The organism is Flavobacterium endophyticum, assembly GCF_003634455.1.
GTDB lineage: Bacteria > Bacteroidota > Bacteroidia > Flavobacteriales > Flavobacteriaceae > Flavobacterium > Flavobacterium endophyticum.
Map to the genome: position 1 here is coordinate 40,033 of NZ_RBLC01000005.1, position 21,287 is coordinate 61,319.

The window sequence follows — 21,287 nt, forward strand, 5'->3', positions numbered from 1 at the left end:
ACCCCTAAACCCGATACAATGAAAATAGTAAACTTTTCAGTCAAGAATTACCAATTTACAATAGTGGTGTTTCTGCTCGCGCTTGCGCTTGGGCTCAATTCCTTTTTGAACATGCCGAGAGGTGAAGACCCGGTCGTTCATGCGCCTAATTTCCCGATTGTGGCCGTCTATCCCGGAACCAGCCCTGAAGACATGGAAAAACTTATCGTAAAGCCGATAGAAGACAAAATCAACGAACTCAATGATGTCAAAAGAATAAAAACCGAAATCAACGATGGCGTTTCTGTCACTACCGTAGAATTCGACTATGGCGTCAACGTAGACGACAAACACAATGAGGTCGTACGCGAAATCAACAGCCTGAGAGGCATATTGCCCAGCAACCTCCAAAGCCTTGAAGTCGAGCAGATCGATCCTTCCGACGTAAATACTTACCAGATTGCTCTGTTGAGCAACACCGCAACGTACAAACAACTTTATGACAGTGCCGACGAACTAAAAAAACAAATCGAAAAAGTAGGCGCTGTCAAAAAAGTAGAAATCCTCGCCTATCCTGCACAGCAGATTAAGGTCAATGTAGACCTCGAAAAAATCGCCAACAACCACATCGCCCTCGATGCCATAATGAACACCATCCAGGGAGAAGCCGAAAACATTCCGGCCGGAAGCGTAGATGCAGGCGATAAAAAATACAATGTCAAAACCAGCGGCGATTACAAAGACCTCGAAGAAATAAGAAATACAGTCATCAAGACCTCAGGAGAAAGTATCGTTTACCTCAAAGACGTTGCCGATGTCACCATGAGCTACGAAGACGAAACCTACATAGCCCGCTACAACGGAAAACGTGCTATTTTCATAGCCGTAAGCGAGAAAAAAGAAACCAACATTATCAAGAACAATGAAAACATCGCCCCAATAATTGAAAAATTCTCGCACAAGCTTCCTGCCAACATTAAACTAGAAAACACTTTTATCCAAGCCGAAGATGTGGGCCACAGGCTTAACCATTTCTTCAGGGATTTCGGCATCGCCATACTGCTCGTTATTTTCACCCTCACCCCGCTCGGGCTTCGTGCGGCAACCGTCGTGATGATTTCCATTCCGCTTTCCATCGCCATCGGATTGTTCCTCTTAGATTCTATGGGCTATACCATCAACCAGCTTACCATTGTCGGACTCGTGGTAGCATTAGGACTTTTAGTGGATGACAGTATCGTAGTCATCGAAAACATTGAGCGCTACCTCCGAAACGGACATTCTCCCTATCGAGCCGCCATCGATGCCACGCACCAGATAGGTGTCGCTATTATCGGCTGTACCGCCATCCTGATTGTGTCCTTTCTTCCGATAGTATTCCTGCCTGAAGTGTCAGGAGACTTTATCCGAAGCATGCCGATGGCCGTAATCACGACTGTATTGGCTTCCTTATTGGTTTCCCTAACCGTCGTTCCATTTTTAGCGAGCCTTATCCTAAAAAGACACAGCCACGAAGAAGGAAACATCGTATTGCGAAAATTACAAAAAGGAATCAACAAAGTCTACAAACCCGTATTGCACCAAGCCTTGGCAAGACCCTATCTTACGATTGGAATTGCCGTTGCTCTGTTCATCGGAAGCATTGCCCTGACAAACGTCGTAGGCTTCAGCCTTTTCCCTAGGTCCGAAAAGCCGATGTTTTTAGTCAATATCGAAACTCCTTTGGGAACCAACCTTTACAAGACTAATGAGATTGCCCGATATGTCGAAAAGACAATCATGCAAGACAAAAGAGCCAAAGCCGTCTATACGAATGTCGGACAAGGAAATCCACGTATCTACTACAATGTCAATCCGCACAAAGATGCCGCGAATTATGCACAGATCTTCATACGACTGCATGAAATGGATATCGAAGAATTAGAAGGTATCATAGAAAAATTCCGTGCCAAGTTTGAGAACTATTCCGGAGCAAAAATCGAAGTAAAACAGTTCGAGCAAGGACCGCCTATCGAAGCACCCATCGCCATACGAGTCTTTGGAGACAACCTCGATACCCTGCGCTCTTTGGCCGCAAAAGTAGAAACCGAAATTAAAAATACTGAGGGCGTTATCTATCCCAACAACCTGTTGCAGACTTACAAAACAGACATAAAAGTAAACATCAACAAAGACAGGGCCGCATTAATCGGATTGCCCTCAAGCACTATCGACCAGACCATCCGTATGGGCATCAGCGGCCTGAATGTTGCCGATTATAAAGACGAAAAAGGAGACAATTATAAAATAAACGTATCCGTTAGCCGAGACAGGCATCCAAAGCCCGAAATATTCCAAAAGCTATATATCACGTCGCAAAACGGCAATCTAATTCCGATACAGCAAGTCGCCGACCTGAAATATGAAACCTCAGTACCGCTCATCAAGCACTATGACAAAAACAGATATGCCCTGATTACAAGCGATGTAAAAAACGGATACAATACCCAAGAAACCACCCAGAAGATTCTAGAAAAAATAAATAAGATTCAGTTCCCCGAAGGCTATTCCTATGTAGCCGCTGGAGAACTCGAAAGCAGCCAGGAAAGCTTCGGCGGTCTCGGAACCATTATCCTCATCACCGTTTTCGGATTTATGGGCATCCTGTTGTTAGAGTTCAGGACATTCAAGAGCTCGCTGATCGTCCTGTCTGTTATTCCATTGGGAATTGTGGGTGCTGTGGTCATCCTATTTTTGACAGGAAACACGCTATCCTTTATGGCAAGCATCGGTATCATTGCCCTGGCAGGAATAGAAGTCAAGAATTCCATTCTTCTCGTTGATTTCACTAATCAGCTCCGCGAAGAAGGTATGGACATTGACCAAGCCATTGAAGTGGCCGGAGAGACCCGTTTCTTACCCATCATCCTCACTTCGATGACCGCAATTCTGGGATTGGTGCCGTTAGTGCTCGAAAACTCCCCATTCTATTCACCATTGGCATGGGTAATCATTGGCGGACTCATAAGTTCTACCGTCTTGACAAGGTTGGTGACCCCAGTAGTCTACAAGCTGATAGCGCCAAGCATTGCCGTAAAATCATCAGAAGAAACAGTACCGGTCACAAACCACCCTCCTGCAAAATAAACAACGCGTATTATTAACCCCTAAAATTATAAACTATGAAAAATGTTTTTGTGCTTCTCCTCTTGCCCGTCATGTCTGTTTCGGCGCAAACCCAATCCGATTCTATCAAGAAAAGAGCCGGCAAGGCAATTACCAACAAGTTTCCGACCACGCGATTCCTCGACCTCCAGTACGAGCAGTTTTCAGAAACGGACTATGATTCTGAATACAAAAGAAAAGACCTTGAAGAAGGTACCATCAAAAGCCAAAGAAGATTCAAGGCCGCAATGAACGTACAGCTGATTAAAAAACCAACCTGGTCGATAACCGCATCGGCAAGATACAAGCTGGAATCATTCGACATAGAAAAAGTCAGGAATGTATCAGAAGACTTCCAAGACTTTCCGCTGACCAAAAGCGAAGACTACCACTTTTTCTCTACCTCGCTCAGCTATACCAAGTTCTCGATGCTCTTTAAGAAGCCCGTGATGTTCAATGCCACGGTCACTGCAGACGGCTCAGACGAAGGCTATGAACGAATTACAGGTATGATTCTCACCACCCTCATCCTAAAGAAAAACGAAAGGACTACCATCGGGGCAGGTTTTGTCGCCTTTGTCGATCCCGCCTCCCAATTTCCGGCCCTGCCTGTTTTCACCTACGAACACAAGTTTGCAGGATCCGCTTGGACACTCGACCTCATCGTTCCAAGATATATCTACATGAGAAGGCCGCTGCTTGAAAACGGCAGGCTGTCGTTAGGAAGTGCTTTCGAAAGCGAAGGTTTTTACACCTACACCAGCCAATCCGGTTTTGCCAACGTAAACAGCTTTAGCCGAAACGAAGTCAAGACAGGCTTTATTTATGAATACCACCTCAACAAAAGCTTGATCGCAACCTTTAGAGGCGGCGTTGCCAACATCTTTGGAGGTCAGTTATCTGAACGAGGCGAAAGGCGCGACAAAGACAATCTTGAAGTAAAGCAAGATATGAACGGCTATTTTAATATTGGTTTTTCGTATAATCCATTTTAGGACTGTTTGCTTACTATAGTTGAAAAAGCCACTCTTTTGAGTGGCTTTTTCTTTTACTAATGTAGACAAAGAAAAGTGAGATTTGAAAACAGAAGCACCTTTAGTTCAGAATAACTTTTTACCTTCATCCGTTAGAAATGTCTCCGAGGTTGCGATACCTTTGTGTCGATAGTAGTTCTTGACCCTTCCGATGGGAATTTTATATCAACTATCCTCTATTTACGAAACAATAAATAAATTGATTTTGAAGCTACAACTCTCCTATTATCTCAATCAAGATGTAATCTTTTTAGCCAAAGACCTTTTGGGAAAAGTACTTTTTACTCAAATTGATGGAAAGGTAACGGCAGGCATAATCGTAGAAACCGAAGCCTATTTTGGCGTACAGGACAAGGCATCGCATGCCTATGGTGGCCGGCGTACCAATCGAACAGAGACACTCTATAGCGAAGGCGGCGTTTCCTATGTCTATCTGTGTTACGGCATACACCATCTCTTCAATGTTGTGAGTTCTGGTCTGGGAGAGCCCCATGCGGTACTGATAAGAGCTATCGAACCGCTCATCGGCATAGAAACCATAGAGCTCAGACGGACGATGCCCGCGACAAAAGCAGCTATTTCCTCCGGCCCTGGCTCTGCCGCTAAAGCTTTGGGTATTGACCATTCTTTTAATAAAAAAGAATTAACTGGAGAAGAAATTTGGATTGAAGACCATGGTATTCGCTATACGGCCGATGAAATTGCAGCAGCACCTCGTGTAGGCGTTGCCTATGCACAAGAGCACGCGCTTTTGCCTTGGCGGTTTTTTGTGATAGGCAATAAATATGTGAGCAAGCCGAACAAAGTTCTTTAAACAAGCGCTGTACTCTTAGCTTTATACAAACCCTTATACTAAAAAAGCCCATCTATAATGGGCTTTTTGGCTTGCGGAAAACAGAAAGGTTATCCTTCTACTTAAATAGTGTCGTCCTGATTCGGAAACCTCATGATATAGCCGATTTCTTCTCTTTTCCTACTCGTTGGCCCATAACTAAATTGGATGTTGACGAAACTACCTCTTGGCGTGTCGTCTAACCTTATATGGCCTAGCAGATTGCCGCCTACACCGACCACCGTAAACTGCATATTGGGTTCTGGCGGCGATACTGTAGTATCTGGTGGTATCGGAATAGCATACCATACAGCCGATTTAGTCAGTTGCAAGGAACTCGATACCCCATTCGGATTGTAGGTGTAGTCTACTACCTCCAAGTCTACAGAAACTAATTTTCTTGCAGTTGGCGGATTGGTTTTTTCGCTATAATTTGCTGTTGCCACAATTTTCAGTCCATTATAAGGGGCTTGGGGATTGTTGCCATCAGGTCGCCAGTCGCCCGTATACCAAGTGCTTTCTTCTATATTTTCCATTGTATGTATTTTTAAGTTCCTTAGTAATTGTGTATCGGTTATGATTGTATCGAAATTATTTGTTGATATTTTCCAATGTAAAGCTAAATGCCGGAGACGATTTGCCAGGACCGCCTCCTGTCATTACGATATCCGCACTTATGATGCCGAACAAGTTGATTTCCGAGTTGATTTGAGAGATAATAGCCGAATTCATCACCTCACCTTCTCGAATCTGAGAAACAACTCCTATATAAATCCTAGGTTGGAATTCAAACACTGCTTTTTGCCCTGGCGCCAATCTTGTTTTGGTAGCCAGCAATTTGCCGTCTTTGTAGCAGTTGGCATTAATAGCGCCTTGTATTAACTGGTTTCTTACTTCAACTTCTGTCGGACTTGTCGCAGGAGTCGAAGACAGTTGGAGGATATCTCCTGAAGTGCTTTTTATCATATCAAAAGCCTGTCCATCATAAGCCGTAAGCAGCGGCGTATAATTTCCATAAGAATCGCTTGCCGATACGCTGAAAAGTAACGGGAAGACAAAAGGATGGTTGTCAAGCCGTCCGCAATTTTCGATTACTTTCCACGCTATGGCAAGTTCTCCGAAATCTTCTGCCACATTTTGTTGAAAAATCACGACACTGCTATTATTGGTATCATTTGATCTGTTGATAAAGTTTAATCTAATCCTGTCCATGTGATTATATTTTAGGGGTTAAAAAATAGTTGTAAGATTGTTTGTTCTGTTTTGTTTTCAATTTTTCTGTTTTGAAGAAAAGATATTTGGGCATGCTGGATTCTATTCTGTAACGCAATACTACTCTCAAAAATAAAGCAAGAAGAATAGAATGTAACAAAATGCCTATTCATTGCTATAAGGCCTGCCAAACACAGCATGAATAGCAGGCGCTTTTACAAAATGATTGTCTTCTGCCAAAATACTTTCAATGGATGACTTCCATCATTTTGCTGTTTTGGGTAATTGAATTATAATTTTGGTTCCTATATTCTCTTGGCTTTCTATCAACAACAGCCCGTTATTTTTCTTCACCATTTCTTTGCACAGCTGCAGCCCTAATCCCGTACCTACAATCTCGTTTTGCCCTTTTTTCTTGTTGAGCAGTATCGACTCCCGTAGCAGTTCTTCTCGGGTTTCTTCCGGCATGCCTACTCCCAAATCTTCTACGACCAGATGACAAGAATCTGCTGCCCCAGCCTCGCAATATACTTTTATTATGCCCTTTTCTTTAGAAAACTTGATGGCATTGTCCAACAAATTCCTCAAGATAATCTTGACCGAATCCAGATCGGCCTGTACATACATACCAGTCGGAATAGCATATTCAAACGCAATGTTTTTATAGGCCATCAACGGCTTATAATTATAAGCTACCTGCTGTACGACCGATGGCAGGTGTATAGCCTCTATATTAAAATACAGCTGCTTGGTCTGCAGCATCGACCAGTTCAGCAAGTTATCCAGCAAATTATAGATGCTGTTGGTGATCGAGCTGTTGCTTTGCAAGAGCTTATCCAGTTGGGCCCAGCTCTTTGCTTCCAATTGCTCAAACAACTGCTTATTGCTCGTTTTCAGGGCATTTACAGACGACCTCAAGTCGTGGCTTACGATCGAAAATAACTTATCCTTCGTCAGGTTCAACAGGTCGAGATTCTTCTTCTGCGATAGTATGATTCGGTTGCTTTTTATCTTTTGCCTAAAGAAATAAGTCCCCGCACCAAACAGCACCATCAAGAAAACAGACGAAAGCAGCAAGGCATTGCGCTCGGCAATCTTCAGTTTGTTCTCCGTTCTCAGCACCTTGATTTCCTTTTCCTTTTCGGTTACCGCATACTCCTTTTCCAGTTCCGCCAGCGCCCATATCTTGTTTTGGTTGTTTAGCGAATCCCTCCAGCTCTCATACTCCTTGCGGTATTCCAATGACCTAGAAAACTGCTTCCGGTTCTCCTCCATCACTGCCATATTTAAGGCCGAGTTCTGTTTCAGTTCAAAGTCTTTGGTTTTTTTAGACAGTTGGTAGGCCTTCTCAAAATACGGTATTGCCTCATTGTCCTTATACTGCGCATAATACAAATTCGCAATGTCCATATACGAACTGACCATCCTAACAGTATCTTTATCCCTTTCCTGCAGTTCCAAGCTGCGGAAGAGGTATTTCTCTGCTTCGGCATACTGCTCCATATGGAAATAAGAAATTCCCAAGTTATGATACAGCGCGCTTGCCTTGAAATCATAACGCTCCTTGTTAGGCAATTCCTCTACTTCCTTGAAATAGTCAATCGCCTTAGAATAGTTTTCCTGTTCCAGAAAGATTTCTCCCAGGTGCGTCTTGACTTTATAGTAAAACGGAAAGGATTTCGAGATCAGATAGAACTCTTTCTTGGCTCCGTCAAAAAGCTTTTTTTTTTAAAACTCACGCCCCTGAAGAAATGGCAATAATCATCCAATTCGGCCACAGGTGCAGCATCCAGCTGTTTCATAGAATAAAACAAGGTCGAGTCCCATTCTTTCGTAAGAAAAAAAGATTGTGCTTTTCTAAAATTAATCGCGTCCTTATGGGCTTGCGATTTCTTTTTCATCTCTCCGACAAACGTCTTCATTTCCGATTCTTCTTGGGACAGCATAGAAGAACAGAACAGCATAAAAAAGAAGCAGTAAAAAATAGTAGGTTTTAGCATGGGTAGGTTGTTTTTTTCAAAAACCTTAGGCTTCCTGCACGGTCGTCACAGTACCCCTTGATGTTTTTGGGTCAATGTTTCTAAGACGGGTAAGAATATAATCTACAGAAGCCATACCTCTCAGGCTGTATTCTACAACAATACTCCACAGCGTAAATTGCTGTTCGGGCGTGCTGGTAGAATCATCATACTCTATAATAAAGCTGCGAGCCGAGACCGTCTGCCCTCCGGCAATGCTCACTTTGACCGGATTGCCGTCCTCCTCTACCAAAAAGGTAGGCGGCAACGTGATATCAGAAGGAATACAAGCAATAATCCGCAATCGGAAAGTGTCTTGCTCTGCCGTATTTTCGGCAAATACCAACGGCGCGATAGGATAGTCAGAATCTCTAAGGTCAATTTCAAAAGGAACCGTATTCGTTTGGCTCAAGGCCAGTTTCGATATAATAATACCCATAGTGTATGTTGTTTAGATTTGGTATACCAAATGTAACATTTTTTACATAAAAATCTTACTTAATTATGTTAAAACAATATCATCAAAAAAGGCTATACAAAATAATATCAACAAGTTAGCTACAAAACAACAAAAACACCTATCTTTATGCTTCTTTCCTATACAATTGCCTTCCTACTTGAGGCCAATTCCAACTCCTGTATTACCCCGTCATGTACATCGGCTATTCCGCAGCCAAAGCGTAGCCATACCGTAGCTATACCGTATCCATACCGTATGTTCTGGCAGTTTTCTCCCAGTTTTCTCCCAGTCTCCTTCCGATCCTCCTTCCGATCCTCCTTTGGTTTATATGCCAAAAACAGGGCTAAACCCGAACAAGAGTGCAACGAAACTGCTACATAGCTACTACTTACTAAAACGCTAGGACATATACTACTCCGCTTTCATCCCAAAAACAGGCCGGGTTGGTAGAGAAAACCATAAGGTTGGTATAGAAACTACAAACAAGCCTGCTTTTTTAGTTCCTTTACAAAAAAATAGACTGATGGCAAAAGAACTATCCTCCCAGCCGAGCCCGATGGTTAATTTTTTAATAGAAAAGCGCTACCGCATCTACAGACACCTGGTGATATGGCTGTATCTTATCCTGACCGAATTCAGCCAGCCCATGGGACCGATAGAGCTTACGGGCAATTATGCCTTTTATCTCAGGGTAGCAAATACATTGTCGTTTGCACTGCTGGTCTACCTGAACATGTACGTACTGGTACCCAGGCTCCTCTTTAAAGAAAAATACCTGCAGTATCTGCTGGTACTCATTTCTATGATCATCCTGTTTTATGTAGGCATCGAAGGCACCTTGCAGTACAAGTTCGAAGGATACAGAAGTTTCAAAGAACAGGAAAATTCAAGCCTGTTTATGGCTATCATAGACCATACAAACCTATGGATTATTGTCATGCTAGCTTCCACCAGCATAAAGCTGTTCCAGCGTGGCCGCAGGGATGCCGTGCGCATGAGCGACTTGAAAAAAAGCTCGCTAGAGGCAGAACTGGGCGAGCTAAAAAACCAGCTCAATCCGCACTTCCTATTCAACATGCTCAATAACGTAAATACGCTTGTTTTTACGGAACCTAAAATTGCTTCGGTAATCATCATGAAGCTATCCGGATTCCTGCGTTATCTGCTCTATGACAACAATAAGAACACGGTATCCTTGCAATCGGAGATCAAGTTCCTTACGAATTTCTTGGAACTGGAAAACATCCGAAGAGACGATTTCAGCTTTTCGATTGAAAACCATTCACCCGAAGAAACCGCCTTGATGTCGATTCCGCCTAACCTCTTCCTTATTTTTGTAGAAAATGCGGCCAAGCACAGCAAGACAGCGAATGCCCCTTCGAATGTCAGCCTATCGTTTGAATCGAGCAAGGACAAGCTGGTCTTTACCTGTCAGAATACCAAATCCAAAGTTATCTCGCCTCGGCAGGAAGCAGGCGGGCTCGGATTAGCCAACATCCGAAGAAGGCTCGACCTTTTGTACGAAGGCAGGCATGACCTGGAATTATATGAAACCAAAGAATTGTATAAAGTCACCTTAACCATACCGTTATGAAATGCATTATAGTAGATGATGAGCCTTTGGCACGCAAGGGCCTCCTGCTCCACTTGCAAGCCATTGGAGGCATCGAGATAAGCGAAGTATTCAACAGCGCCGACAAGGCATTGGAATACTTGACAGGCAACCACACCGATCTTATTTTCCTCGACATCGAAATGCCGGGACTGACGGGCTTGGAGTTTGCCGCAAAAGTCCCAAAAGAGACATTGATTATTTTCACGACGGCCTTTCCGCAGTATGCTTTCGACAGCTATTCTGTAGATGCCATCGATTACCTGCTGAAGCCGATATCTCAAGAACGCCTGGAAAAAGCGTTGCAGAAAGCGACCGCCTATCACCAATTTCTCAACGGCAGCCAGCCGGCTCCCGAAAAAATGGAAAAGGAGTTTATGATTATCAAGGCAGACCGACGCTACCATAAGATTACCTATAAGAATATACTGTACCTCGAGGGACTCAAAGATTTTGCCGTGATCCATCTCGAAAACAACAAGATTATTGCCGGAATGAACCTCAAGACTGTGCACGAGCTGATTGCTTCCGACCATTTTATGAGGGTCAGCAAATCGTTTGTGGTCAATACCGAGCATATCACTTCTTTTGATACGCATACCATCTATATCAATACTATCGAAATACCGATAGGCGAAGTCTACAAAAAGGATTTTGTCGAGTCATATCTGGGCAAGAACCTTCCGCCTATTTAACGAGCAAGTATGGCTTTCAATGGCGGTCTTATGGGCTGCATAAAAAAAGAAGAACGGGTCTATACAGGCCCGTTCTTCTTTTTTAGATTTATAAGGCAAGACTCCTGAAGCCTTGCGTTAGCTTTATTATTTTTTTACTTCTTTTGATGCCTTGATGATGACATCAGCAACGGCCTGCGGCTGCGATATAAACACGACGTGGCTTCCTTTTATTTCGGTGATTTTGGCATTCGATCTTTTATACATAGTACGCTGTATTTCTGGCAATATGCTTTTATCTTGAGTAGCTACTATTCCGTAAGAAGGTTTTGTTTTCCATGCGGCGTCGGTTATCTTGGCAGCAATCGCTTGAGCAAAGAACCTTCCTTGTGAAGCATACATAAAATCGGCTTTCTCTTTAGGAATGTCGGCACAAAAGCCAGCATGGTATTTTGCCTTGTCATAATAAAGCACGCCTTTTTCATCTGGAGGCAAGATTCCGTTTTCTGGCGCAGGTGGCAGTTTTTGTGCCCAATCCAACGCAGACTCTCCATTATCCGGCTGAAAGGCGGCGATATAAACCAATGCGGCTACATTTTTATGAGAACCCGCTTGCGTGATGACCGAGCCACCATAAGAGTGCCCTGCCAAGATCGTTGGTCCGTCTTGTCTGTCTAATGCGGCAAGCGTAGCCTCAACATCGGCAGCCAGCGAGCTTAGCGGATTTTGCACGACTGTAACGTTATATCCTCTTTTCGTAAGAATATCGTACAGCGCATTATAGCCTGAACCGTCTGCAAAAGCCCCATGGACCAATACAACGTTTTTAACCGTTTGTCCTGTCTGTGCCATTGCTTTTGGAGCATAGCCGAACAAGCTCATAATGACAGCCGTAAAAAATACAGCTTTGATTTTTTGGAAGGAAAGTCTTGTTTTCATTTTTTTAAAGATTTAAGATAGATACATTTATTTGTTTGTATTTGAAATACAGGGCAAAATTACCTGCTATCTGCTCATAAGTCAAATTAATAATATTTTACAGTTATAAAAATTATTAATAATTAAGGCTTATTCCTCTTAAAAATACGAAAAAAAACAGCTCTATGCGAATGCCTTTATTCCTTCACAAATGCAAATTCTCCGCCGCCTTGTTTTAGCACCATGGCCTTTTCTGCTGGATTGAATTCCAAAATGATTCCTGCCTTTTCAAAAGCAAACTTGTCCTTTTCAATGCCTTCTAACTGTAACGGGGCTTGTCCAGAAGCCTGTGCTACAAGCATCTTGCCTTCTTTTGATACGGTTAATTTGAACGGGAGCTGACTCGACGCATAGGTCCCGACATATTTTTCAAGGTCTTCAGGATTGTTTTGGAAGGTCTTGAATTCCGGAATATCAAACGGCTTTCCATAGACTGCGCTCAGCACGACAACAGGAATTTCATTACCGTTGTAGTTGGATCCGTTCGAGGTCAGGGCAAAGGAGAGCTTTTTATCGGAAGAATACGAAAAGACAGAAGTAAATTTATCAATCCCTCCACGATGTCCGTAAGCTATGTCTTCATAAAACGGAAGCTGTAAAAGTCCCATGCCGTAAGTATCCTTGATGGTCTTCATCAGTTCCAAGGTTTCCTTTTTTAGCAATTTCCCAGTAAAAAGCGCATCGCTGAAGTGTACGAGGTCGCTCGGCGTAGAAACAATTCCTCCAGAGCCTAAAGGTATCGAGCTATCTGTTTCTGATTCTAACTTCCAGCCATCGGCAAACGTATACGATACGGCTTCATTGTTCTTCGTATTGATCTTCCCACCAAAATAGGTATTTTTCAGTCCGGCAGGCTTTGCAATATACGTTTTCAGCAACTCAGAATATGGCTTTTTATACGTCTTCTCCAAAATATACGTCAGCAATACATAATTTGAATTGCTGTAGGCAGCTTGTGTATCCGGCTCAAAATCGCTTCCTCCTTTTGCGATAATCGCTACCATTTCTTTTTCGGTCTTAGCTTGCGTTTTCCATATCTTAAACTCTTCATCATCCGTAAAATTATAGATACCGCTTCGGTGCCTAAGCAGCTGGCGTATCGTAATCTTGTTGGCGTTTTTGATGGACGGAAAAAACGTTTCTATCGTGGTATCCAAGTCCAGCTTTTTATCTTCAAAGGCCTTCAAGACCAAAACCGACGTAAAGGTCTTCGAGATAGAACCGATCCTGTATTTGGTAGCCGTATTGGCTTTCGTATTGTTTTCAAGATCAGAAAAACCGATGGCCTTGGCATAGATGATCTTGCCATCTTGCGAAACGGCAACGCTGCCCATAAATTTGTTGTTTTCTTCCAACGCGTTAAAATAACGGTCGAGTTGCTGCGTGTCTATCTTTTGCGCAGATGCAAGGCATGAGATAAAGCAGCACAATAGTCCTGCTATGTTTTTTTTAGTCATTGTATATTATTTCAAGGTTCTTTTTAATCGTAGTAGTAGCGTGATAAGCAGGTAAAAGAAGACAGCGAGCGCTAGCATCAAGGGTATAAACCAGTTGCCCAGCTGTTCGTAGGCAGTATAGCTGATTCCATTTTTGCTGTAATAGCCGAGAATAAAAACTTGGTTCGGACGGTAAAACAGTCCTACGTTTTGCGGGTCGGCAATCTTGGCTATAATCAGGAAAAGAAAGCCAAACAGTAACAGATAGAGTACCGCAAAAACGGCATACGAAATACCATTTCCGATATTCAACGCCAGTGCTTTGACAATCTTGACGGGATTAAAGGTTTTTGTGGCTTCATCTAATTTCTTCTCTGCCACCAAAGGCTTTAGGAAAACCTCTGGCTGCCCTAGCTTGTCAAGACTGTCCAGCAATCTTTCGACCTCCCCTTTTCCGTTTTCAGGATAATCGCTAAGGCTTTCATAAATATGGCTGTTGATTTCCAACAGTACTTCCTGCTGGTTTTCTTTGTTCAGCACTTTTGTGGCGTGCTGGACTCTTGACACATAATCGAGGTAGATTCTTTTTGCGCTTTGGTCCTTAAATTCTATTTCTTTGAATTTCATATCAGATTGATTGTTGCATTGAGGTTGTCCCAATAATTTTTCATTTCGGTAACGGTAGCCAGTCCCAGCGGAGTAATCTTATAATATTTCCGGGGAATTCCGGACTCCTGCTCGACCCATTGCGAGGCCACTAAATCTTCCTTTTTTAGTCGGTTCATCAAGGGATAAAGCGTGCCTTCGGCAATGTCGATGCTCGTTTTTTTCTTTATCTCGTTGATGAGGTCGTATCCGTAGTATTCCTTCTCGTCTTTCAAAATACTAAGCACCAAGAAGGACAGAGTGCCTTTCTTGAGCTGCGATATCCATTTGGTTGTAAAGTTTTCTTCCATGAGACAAACATACAACCAAATACATTGTTATACAATGTATTTGGTTTAAAATTTAAAAACTTTACGCAAACACCCCAAAATCAACCCTCTAAAATCAAAAATTTCCCAAGGCAAGTAGATATAACACCATAATCCTCCATCCAGATGACATTCTAAACAAACTAAATTGACTTTTAAAACAAAGTCATAAGACTGTCGTGTATCTAATTTTGCCTCATAACAGTAATACAATTAAAAATGAGACACGACAAGTATCAAGGAACATTACAAAAGCCGATAGGTTCTGGCTACAATGCAGCATCGACGGCAAGCGATGTTATTAAAGGCATTGACCTTACAGGAAAAATCGCAATTGTGACAGGAGGAAACACGGGCATTGGCTTGGAAACCACAAAAACGCTGGCTGCTGCCGGAGCCACGGTAATCGTGCCGGCAAGAGATATCGAAAAAGCCAAAAGAAACTTGCTAGGTATTAATAATATAGAAGTCGAAGCGCTCGATGTCATAGACCCTGCTTCTATTGATGCCTTTGTTGCAAAATTCTTGACGTCGGGCAGGCCTTTGCATCTGCTGATCAACAATGCAGGCATCATGTGGGTACCGCTTCGTAGGGACAGCCGCGGCTTCGAGTCGCAATTGGCTACTAATTATCTAGGTACTTTCCACCTTACGGCAAGACTGTTTCCTGCCCTAAAAAAAGCAAACGGAGCAAGAGTAGTCAATGTATCGTCTTTGGGACACCACATAGCTCCTTTTGATTTTGACGACCCTAATTTCCTTTATAGGGAATACGAAACGCTGCAGGCGTACGGACAGTCAAAAACAGCGACCAACTTGTTTTCTCTTGAATTAGACAGCCGAGCGCAAAAATTCGGCATACGAGCCTATTCATTACACCCCGGCTCCATAGGTGGAACGGAATTAGGAAGGGAAGCGCCTTTAGAGCTATTCCAAAAGATGGGCTTCTGCGATGCCGACGGCAATATTTTTCCAGAAGTAGCGGCAAGCCTGAAAACGATTCCGCAGGGCGCGGCTACCACTGTCTGGTGTGCGACAAGTCCGTTACTTGAGTCTATCGGAGGCGTTTATTGCGAAGATGTGGAAGTTGCCGAATTGCTTGACGACAGTGCCGCTGCAGGAACTTCAAATGGCGTACGTTTGTATTCGCTCGATAAAAGCAACGCTGCAAGATTGTGGGAAGCAAGTGAGGAAATGACGGGAGTATCTTTTAAAATCGACTAATACAGGAATGTATTCTTACCGCCAATCCATCGGATTAATTTTTGGGTTTAGTATCTTTGGGTTGGCGAAATTCCTGAACTTGCTTATTTATGGATCCTATATCTAAATACCTGACGCGCGATATCAAGCTCTCCTGCTATGAGGACAAGCTTTTTAAATCGGACTTGATTTTTGAGGACCACATGCTCATCTGGTTTATTTCGGGAGAAACTAAAATCATACAGGCGGATGCGGTTTTCCACTTTAAGGAAGGCGACATTTTCCTGATTCCGAGAAACGTATTGGCTACGGTCATCAATTATCCAAAAAACGGACAGCCGCATAAGACAGTGGTCATGCACCTTTCGACAGAACGATTAAAGAAGTTCTATGAAAAGATCGAGATCGACAGCAGGATAAAACCTTCGCAGAAAATATATAGCTTTAAGAACCATCCGCTACTGGAAAGCTGCCTTGCTTCTGTGATTCCTTATTTTGATATGGAAGGAACATTTCCTGAAAACATCGCTTCTCTAAAAATTACGGAAGCCATCAGTATCCTAAGAGCGATTGATAGCGACGTAGACAGCGTACTCGCTAATTTTGACGAGCCTGGCAAAATTGACTTGGTCGATTTTATGCAGCGCCATTTCATGTTCAACATGCCTATGGAGAAACTAGGCTACCTGACCGGACGGAGCTTGTCTACTTTCAACAGGGATTTTAAAAAGCATTTCAAGGCAACGCCTCAAAAGTGGCTGACGGAAAAAAGGCTCGAGCTGGCCTATTATCAGCTGGTCGAAAAAAAGAAAAAACCGACCGAAGTCTATCTCGAAGTCGGTTTTGAAGACTTATCGCATTTTTCTTTCGCTTTTAAAAAGAAATATGGCGTATCGCCTGCCCGAGTACCCGCGCACTTTAGCTAGACCGCGCTTATAGCATACAACAAAATAGCCTGTAAGCAATTACAGGCTATTTCCATCACAAAAAAATAACTATAATGAAAACGGTTATTTTAGATTAAATCGGGCCGTTTTGACGTCTTGGCTGTTGGTGCCAATCATGACTTCAAATTCTCCCGGCTCTGCTACATATTCGATATTGGAATTGTAGAATTTTAATAATTCGGTGTTTATGGTAAAGCTGACAGTTTTTGACTCGCCTGCCTTCAGCTTGATCTTTTCAAAGCCTTTTAATTCCTTTAAGGGTCTTGAAATACTGCCGACCAAGTCTCTTATGTACAGCTGCACGACTTCGGCACCTTCTGTCTTTCCTGTATTCTTTACCGTAACGGTTGCAGTTATCGTTCCGCTCGCATCTAGGTCTGTTTTGTTGAGCTTGATGTCGCTGTATTCAAATTGCGTATAGCTTAATCCGAATCCGAACGGATACAGCGGCCCATTTTTCTCGTCCATATAATTGCTTCGGAATTTCTCAAACCCTTTATCAGAGGCTGGCCTTCCTGTATTCAGATGGTTGTAGTACAATGGAATCTGCGCCACGCTTCTTGGGAAAGTAGAAACCAATTTGCCGCTCGGGTTGGTATTTCCAAATACGACATCGCCAATAGCCTGTGCTGCTTCGGTTCCGCCAAACCATACGTTTAGGATGGCCGGAACGTTTTCTTGTTCCCAGACCAAAGTCATCGGACGTCCGGCAAAAAGCACCAAGACAACGGGCTTGCCTGTTTCTAATAATTTGGCCAGCAATCTTTTCTGTACCTCTGGAATACCAATATCGGTACGGCTGCTGGATTCGCCGCTCATTTCAGAAGCTTCTCCCATGGCCGCAATGATAACGTCGGCTTTTGCGGCAATAGCCAACGCTTCTTTCGTCAGTTCTTCTTCTGTTCGGTTATCGCGCGGTATGTCGCGTCCGAACATCGTGGCATCTTGCTGCATCTTAGGGTCGCTAAGCAGGTTCGAGCCTTTGGCATAGAGGATGGTCGTACGGCTGCCTCCTACTTCTTTTAATCCTTCGATTAATGAAGACGGCTTGTCTAGCTTGGCGGCAACGCTCCAGGTTCCGACCATATTCGATCGGCTGTCGGCCAGCGGACCGATTACTGCTATCGTCTTGTTTTTCGCCAGCGGAAGGATATTTTTATCGTTCTTGAGCAATACGAAGCTTTCTGAAGCAATCCTGCGGGCTATGCTTCTATGTTCTTTAGTAAAAATCTGTTTTTTGGCACGAGAGGCATCGCAGAACTTATACGGGTCTTTAAACAATCCTAGCTTGTACTTGGCTTCTAATATGCGGCGGCAGGCAGTATCAATCTGTACTTCGGTGATTTTGCCTTCGTCTAATGACTTTTTGAGCGTTGTAAGAAAGCCTTCGCTTACCATGTCCATATCCAAGCCGGCAGCTAGCGCTAACGAAGATGCGGTCTGCAAATCGCCCAATCCATGAGCAACAACTTCGCTCACGCCGCCATAATCGGCAACCGTAAAGCCGTCAAAGTTCCACTGCTTGCGCAATACATCCGTCAGCAGCCATTTGTTAGCATGCGCAGGCACGGCGTCAATAACATTGAAGGAAGCCATCACGCTGCCGACACCTTGTTCTACTGCTGCTTTATACGGATAGAAATAGTCGTTGTACATTCGAACATGGCTCATGTCTACGGTATTGTAGTCTCTTCCCGCCTCGCCTGCTCCGTACAAGGCGAAATGCTTCACGCAGGCCATGATGTTGGTGTTCGACGAAAAGCTGTTGTCTTTTCCTTGAAATCCTCGTACCATCGCTTTGGCAATCTGTCCGCCCAGAAAAGGGTCTTCACCGCTTCCTTCAGAGGCACGTCCCCAACGCGGGTCGCGGGCAATATCCACCATAGGCGCAAAGGTCCAGTTGATACCGTCGGCACTGGCTTCGGTTGCTCCAATTCGGGCTGATTCTTCGATAGCATTCATGTCCCAAGAACACGCCAGTCCTAACGGAATCGGAAATACAGTTTCATAACCGTGCACTACATCCATCCCAAAAAGCATCGGGATTTTCAAGCGGCTTTCTTCTACTGCAATGCGCTGGATTTCTCTGATCTTATCAACGCCTTTTATATTAAACAGGCCTCCTACTTGGCCTTTTCTGATCTTGGCGCCAATGTTGTCGTTAGTGCCGAGTCCGGTAATGATGTCGCCTTGGCTTGGAAGGTTTAGCTGTCCCAGCTTTTCTTCTACCGTCATTTTTTTCATCAGGTCGTTGATGAAGGCATTCATTTTAGGGTCTTTTGATTGCTGTGCCTGTGATACGATTCCCAAGCAGCAGGTCAAAAATGTGATTATACTTTTTTTCATAACAAATAAAACTAAGTGTGGTTTTATGGAGGTTTTACATCTGAATCTTGGCTTAAAATCCAGATTCGAATGTAAAACTATAACGTTATAGTTGCGTTTGGGAAGACGCGAGTAAAAAAGTAGTGATTCAAAAAGGTAACACCTTGATAACACAGGAGATTACACTAAAAAGAGGTCTTCAAAAAGTAGTATCAATAGAAAGTTTAAAATGGATTTAAACACCCCTACATTAGCTATACAGTTGTACAACTATTGCTTTTCTACTGTACAGCAGTATTGAATTTCCTGCGGGGCAGCAGATTATTGTTTTGCTTGTATCACGCCTATTTTAGAAACCATGACTTCAAATTCTTCTCGGGAAACGGCAGCCTTGTTTCTGGCTTTGGTGCGGTAATTATAAATCGTGCTTAAGGAATAGCGCAGGAAGGCCGCTATCTTGACACTGTCGGTAATGCCCAAGCGTATCAGGGCGAAAATCCTTAATTCGGTATTCAGGATTTCGTTGGCTTTTGGCGTGACCTGTTCTTCTGGCAGCAGCAGGGCATTGAATTCTTTGACAAACGAAGGATAGAGGCTGATAAATATCGTATCGAAGCTTTTGTACAGTTCTTCCAGCTCGTTGTCGACAATATCGGTTGATTTCAGCAACTTGAACAATTCGTCGTGCTGCTTGTTAAGGGCTTTGCGGTTCAGCATTTTCCGATAGTCCTCCATCTTGTTGATATAGGCAGAACAGATATCGAAAAAATAGGCGATATATTCTTCTTTGATACGGTTGGATTCATAGAGTTGTCCGTTCGTGTCTTTTAGGTTTTCGTTGGCCGACAATATTTCTTTGTTCAGTTCGGCCAGTTTCTGGCTGGTTTTTGAAAGTTCTTCTTTGACGCGCGACACTTTTTTCATCTGTCGGTAGACATACACGATGGCCAGCACCAGGAATACGGTCAGCACGCTGATAAGAATCAGGTAGTTTTTAAGCTCGCTTTTGTTTTTCGCTTCCTTGTCCAGATAAACCGTATTGATAATCGAATACAGCTCCGACATGCGCAGGGTGCGAAATTTGACGTTGCAGAATATGGCATCTTCGATAGCGGATTGGGCACAGCTATACGCCCTATCGATATTGCCCAAATCATAATAAATAACCGCCAAGTTTTGTATGGCCGCATTGTCTTTAATGGCATTTTCGATATCGGTTATCGCGGCGCTGCTGTAGTACATGCGCTGGTCGTCCCACTGTTTCTGGAGTCCAGAAATATCTCCTAATAAATAGACGAACATGGCGTAATTCTCGTCCTTTGCTTTTGACGTGCGCATCAAGTATAGCAGGTCTTTTTTGGCAACGTCCAATCTGTTTTTATAGATGTTCTGCTGCGCCAGGTTGATCTTATATTTGATCGAATTAGGGTCTAAAACATGCAACAGCGAATCGCGGTATACCTCAATCTGCTCGATATAGAACTTGCTGTAATTGTTGGTCGCATAATGCTCGAAAAACTGACTGTAGAATTCATAATACAGGACCTGAATCGGCTTTGCCAGTTTCTTGCTTTCGATGCTTTTGAGTATCGCTTCGGATTCTCTGTATTTTCCAGAAGACGAATAAAGGTTTGCCAATTGGATCTGCGAAGCTACCCTTAAATCGTTATTCTGCAGCTGTGCTGCCAGTTCTATATTCTGGTTGACATAGTAAATAGCTGAATCAATCTTAAACTTTCGGTATTCCTTATACAGGCTTTCGTTTATCTTATAGTGTTCTTCTGGAGAATTTTCGCCAGCCTGCAATTTCTTATAGACCGAAATGCGTTTGTCTTTTTCCCGCGTATAGGCTTGCTTGTTCTTTACTGCATGGCTGAGCTGTGCAAACAGGGAGTCTTTCGCAGCACCAAAAGCCGCATGCTGGGCGATACAAAACACAAGTATAAAAAGAAAGGCTCTCAATTAGGAAATAGCTTTGGTTACGGGTATCGCAAATATACCAAATGCATTTTTAATGAGAACTTAAATGATGCTGGCAAGCGCAATTAGAATTGGTTGTGCAATTTTTCTTCTTCTACTTCTAATCTTCTTATTGGTTCTTCTCATTAACATATTGGCACTCCTCATTAACATATTGGCTCTCCCTTTTAACTTATACGCTCTCCTCATTAACATATCGGCATCCCTTTTTAACTTATAGGCTCTCCTTATTAACTTATACGCACTCCTCATTAACATATCGGCATTCCTTTTTAACTTATAGGCTCTCCTCATTAACATATTGGCACTCACTTTTAACTTATAGGCTTTCCTTATTAACTTATACGCACTTCCTTTTAACTTATACGCTCTTCTCATTAACATATCAGCACTTCTCATTAAACTTAGCTTAAACTTTGCCGGCAAAAAGCCATCATTCTTTAACCCTAACTTAATCTTTATCTAATTCTTTAAAAGCA

General features: G+C 43.1%; 19 protein-coding genes. 7 read left to right on the forward strand and 12 right to left on the reverse strand.

Annotated features, from left to right (window positions below; all coding sequences use genetic code 11):
* The first annotated feature begins 18 nt into the window (after positions 1-18).
* The 3 genes from CLV94_RS14760 (at position 19) to CLV94_RS14770 (ending at position 4,971) form a co-directional block, all read left to right on the forward strand.
* Positions 19-3,105: an efflux RND transporter permease subunit gene (locus CLV94_RS14760; protein ID WP_121377282.1), complete on the forward strand. Its 3,087-nt coding sequence runs from the start codon at positions 19-21 to the stop codon at positions 3,103-3,105.
* Between the two features lie 35 nt (positions 3,106-3,140).
* Complete coding sequence (locus CLV94_RS14765) at positions 3,141-4,118, forward strand: DUF6268 family outer membrane beta-barrel protein (protein ID WP_147406641.1); 978 nt, start codon at positions 3,141-3,143, stop codon at positions 4,116-4,118.
* Positions 4,119-4,362: 244 nt separating this feature from the next.
* Positions 4,363-4,971, forward strand: coding sequence for a DNA-3-methyladenine glycosylase (locus CLV94_RS14770; RefSeq protein WP_121377480.1), 609 nt, complete (start codon positions 4,363-4,365; stop codon positions 4,969-4,971).
* A 101-nt stretch (positions 4,972-5,072) separates the two neighbouring features.
* On the opposite strand, the gene CLV94_RS14775 is transcribed toward CLV94_RS14770, so the two are convergent.
* The 5 genes from CLV94_RS14775 to CLV94_RS14795 all read right to left on the reverse strand — a co-directional run bounded on the left by CLV94_RS14775 (position 5,073) and on the right by CLV94_RS14795 (position 8,658).
* Positions 5,073-5,525: a hypothetical protein gene (locus CLV94_RS14775; protein ID WP_121377284.1), complete on the reverse strand. Its 453-nt coding sequence runs from the start codon at positions 5,523-5,525 to the stop codon at positions 5,073-5,075.
* 55 nt (positions 5,526-5,580) lie between these two features.
* On the reverse strand, positions 5,581-6,201 hold the full coding sequence (locus tag CLV94_RS14780; protein WP_121377285.1) for a hypothetical protein: 621 nt from the start codon (positions 6,199-6,201) through the stop codon (positions 5,581-5,583).
* Between the two features lie 264 nt (positions 6,202-6,465).
* Positions 6,466-7,776: a tetratricopeptide repeat-containing sensor histidine kinase gene (locus CLV94_RS14790; RefSeq protein ID WP_245982594.1), complete on the reverse strand. Its 1,311-nt coding sequence runs from the start codon at positions 7,774-7,776 to the stop codon at positions 6,466-6,468.
* A gap of 110 nt (positions 7,777-7,886) precedes the next feature.
* Complete coding sequence (locus CLV94_RS17205) at positions 7,887-8,201, reverse strand: hypothetical protein (RefSeq protein WP_245982597.1); 315 nt, start codon at positions 8,199-8,201, stop codon at positions 7,887-7,889.
* Between the two features lie 25 nt (positions 8,202-8,226).
* Positions 8,227-8,658 (reverse strand): hypothetical protein, encoded by a 432-nt coding sequence (locus tag CLV94_RS14795; RefSeq protein ID WP_121377287.1) that lies wholly within the window; start codon positions 8,656-8,658, stop codon positions 8,227-8,229.
* A gap of 544 nt (positions 8,659-9,202) precedes the next feature.
* On the opposite strand from CLV94_RS14795, the gene CLV94_RS14805 reads away from it, so the two are divergent.
* Positions 9,203-10,273, forward strand: coding sequence for a sensor histidine kinase (locus CLV94_RS14805; RefSeq protein WP_121377289.1), 1,071 nt, complete (start codon positions 9,203-9,205; stop codon positions 10,271-10,273).
* Entirely contained in the window at positions 10,270-10,986 is a 717-nt protein-coding gene (locus tag CLV94_RS14810; RefSeq protein ID WP_121377290.1) for a LytR/AlgR family response regulator transcription factor, read from the forward strand. Before CLV94_RS14805 ends, CLV94_RS14810 begins: the two co-directional genes overlap by 4 nt.
* A gap of 126 nt (positions 10,987-11,112) precedes the next feature.
* On the opposite strand, the gene CLV94_RS14815 is transcribed toward CLV94_RS14810, so the two are convergent.
* The 4 genes from CLV94_RS14815 to CLV94_RS14830 all read right to left on the reverse strand — a co-directional run bounded on the left by CLV94_RS14815 (position 11,113) and on the right by CLV94_RS14830 (position 14,335).
* The gene (locus tag CLV94_RS14815; RefSeq protein WP_121377291.1) at positions 11,113-11,904 is read right to left on the reverse strand and encodes an alpha/beta hydrolase; all 792 of its coding nucleotides are present in this window, start codon (positions 11,902-11,904) and stop codon (positions 11,113-11,115) included.
* 176 nt (positions 11,905-12,080) lie between these two features.
* The gene (locus tag CLV94_RS14820; protein ID WP_121377292.1) at positions 12,081-13,400 is read right to left on the reverse strand and encodes a serine hydrolase domain-containing protein; all 1,320 of its coding nucleotides are present in this window, start codon (positions 13,398-13,400) and stop codon (positions 12,081-12,083) included.
* A 6-nt stretch (positions 13,401-13,406) separates the two neighbouring features.
* Positions 13,407-14,006: a hypothetical protein gene (locus tag CLV94_RS14825; protein ID WP_121377293.1), complete on the reverse strand. Its 600-nt coding sequence runs from the start codon at positions 14,004-14,006 to the stop codon at positions 13,407-13,409.
* The gene (locus tag CLV94_RS14830; RefSeq protein ID WP_121377294.1) at positions 14,003-14,335 is read right to left on the reverse strand and encodes a PadR family transcriptional regulator; all 333 of its coding nucleotides are present in this window, start codon (positions 14,333-14,335) and stop codon (positions 14,003-14,005) included. Before CLV94_RS14830 ends, CLV94_RS14825 begins: the two co-directional genes overlap by 4 nt.
* A gap of 237 nt (positions 14,336-14,572) precedes the next feature.
* Between CLV94_RS14830 and CLV94_RS14835 the strand changes: the two genes are divergently transcribed.
* Both CLV94_RS14835 and CLV94_RS14840 read left to right on the forward strand, forming a co-directional pair.
* Positions 14,573-15,577, forward strand: a complete 1,005-nt coding sequence (locus CLV94_RS14835; protein ID WP_121377295.1) for an SDR family NAD(P)-dependent oxidoreductase — start codon at positions 14,573-14,575, stop codon at positions 15,575-15,577.
* Between the two features lie 89 nt (positions 15,578-15,666).
* Positions 15,667-16,482: a helix-turn-helix domain-containing protein gene (locus CLV94_RS14840; RefSeq protein ID WP_121377296.1), complete on the forward strand. Its 816-nt coding sequence runs from the start codon at positions 15,667-15,669 to the stop codon at positions 16,480-16,482.
* Between the two features lie 84 nt (positions 16,483-16,566).
* Here CLV94_RS14840 and bglX read toward each other — a convergent pair whose 3' ends face one another.
* The 3 genes from bglX to CLV94_RS14855 all read right to left on the reverse strand — a co-directional run bounded on the left by bglX (position 16,567) and on the right by CLV94_RS14855 (position 21,207).
* A complete protein-coding gene (gene bglX, locus CLV94_RS14845; RefSeq protein WP_121377297.1) occupies positions 16,567-18,849 on the reverse strand; it encodes a beta-glucosidase BglX in 2,283 nt (760 codons plus the stop codon).
* A 300-nt stretch (positions 18,850-19,149) separates the two neighbouring features.
* A complete protein-coding gene (locus CLV94_RS14850) occupies positions 19,150-20,790 on the reverse strand; it encodes a DUF6377 domain-containing protein (RefSeq protein WP_121377298.1) in 1,641 nt (546 codons plus the stop codon).
* 60 nt (positions 20,791-20,850) lie between these two features.
* Positions 20,851-21,207 carry a hypothetical protein gene (locus CLV94_RS14855; protein WP_121377299.1) on the reverse strand — a complete coding sequence of 119 codons (357 nt, stop codon included), beginning with the start codon at positions 21,205-21,207 and terminating at the stop codon, positions 20,851-20,853.
* Positions 21,208-21,287: the final 80 nt, after the last annotated feature.

Bases quoted from the DNA above. Each gene is read 5' to 3' on its own strand.
- CLV94_RS14810 (WP_121377290.1), top strand. From the start codon at position 10,270: ATGAAATGCATTATAGTAGATGATGAGCCTTTGGCACGCAAGGGCCTC.
- CLV94_RS14805 (WP_121377289.1), top strand. From the start codon at position 9,203: ATGGCAAAAGAACTATCCTCCCAGCCGAGCCCGATGGTTAATTTTTTA.
- CLV94_RS14825 (WP_121377293.1), bottom strand. From the start codon at position 14,006: ATGAAATTCAAAGAAATAGAATTTAAGGACCAAAGCGCAAAAAGAATC.
- CLV94_RS14835 (WP_121377295.1), top strand. From the start codon at position 14,573: ATGAGACACGACAAGTATCAAGGAACATTACAAAAGCCGATAGGTTCT.
- CLV94_RS14815 (WP_121377291.1), bottom strand. From the start codon at position 11,904: ATGAAAACAAGACTTTCCTTCCAAAAAATCAAAGCTGTATTTTTTACG.
- CLV94_RS17205 (WP_245982597.1), bottom strand. From the start codon at position 8,201: ATGCTAAAACCTACTATTTTTTACTGCTTCTTTTTTATGCTGTTCTGT.
- CLV94_RS14780 (WP_121377285.1), bottom strand. From the start codon at position 6,201: ATGGACAGGATTAGATTAAACTTTATCAACAGATCAAATGATACCAAT.
- CLV94_RS14855 (WP_121377299.1), bottom strand. From the start codon at position 21,207: ATGAGAAGTGCTGATATGTTAATGAGAAGAGCGTATAAGTTAAAAGGA.
- CLV94_RS14795 (WP_121377287.1), bottom strand. From the start codon at position 8,658: ATGGGTATTATTATATCGAAACTGGCCTTGAGCCAAACGAATACGGTT.
- CLV94_RS14820 (WP_121377292.1), bottom strand. From the start codon at position 13,400: ATGACTAAAAAAAACATAGCAGGACTATTGTGCTGCTTTATCTCATGC.
- CLV94_RS14830 (WP_121377294.1), bottom strand. From the start codon at position 14,335: ATGGAAGAAAACTTTACAACCAAATGGATATCGCAGCTCAAGAAAGGC.
- bglX (WP_121377297.1), bottom strand. From the start codon at position 18,849: ATGAAAAAAAGTATAATCACATTTTTGACCTGCTGCTTGGGAATCGTA.
- CLV94_RS14840 (WP_121377296.1), top strand. From the start codon at position 15,667: ATGGATCCTATATCTAAATACCTGACGCGCGATATCAAGCTCTCCTGC.
- CLV94_RS14760 (WP_121377282.1), top strand. From the start codon at position 19: ATGAAAATAGTAAACTTTTCAGTCAAGAATTACCAATTTACAATAGTG.
- CLV94_RS14765 (WP_147406641.1), top strand. From the start codon at position 3,141: ATGAAAAATGTTTTTGTGCTTCTCCTCTTGCCCGTCATGTCTGTTTCG.
- CLV94_RS14775 (WP_121377284.1), bottom strand. From the start codon at position 5,525: ATGGAAAATATAGAAGAAAGCACTTGGTATACGGGCGACTGGCGACCT.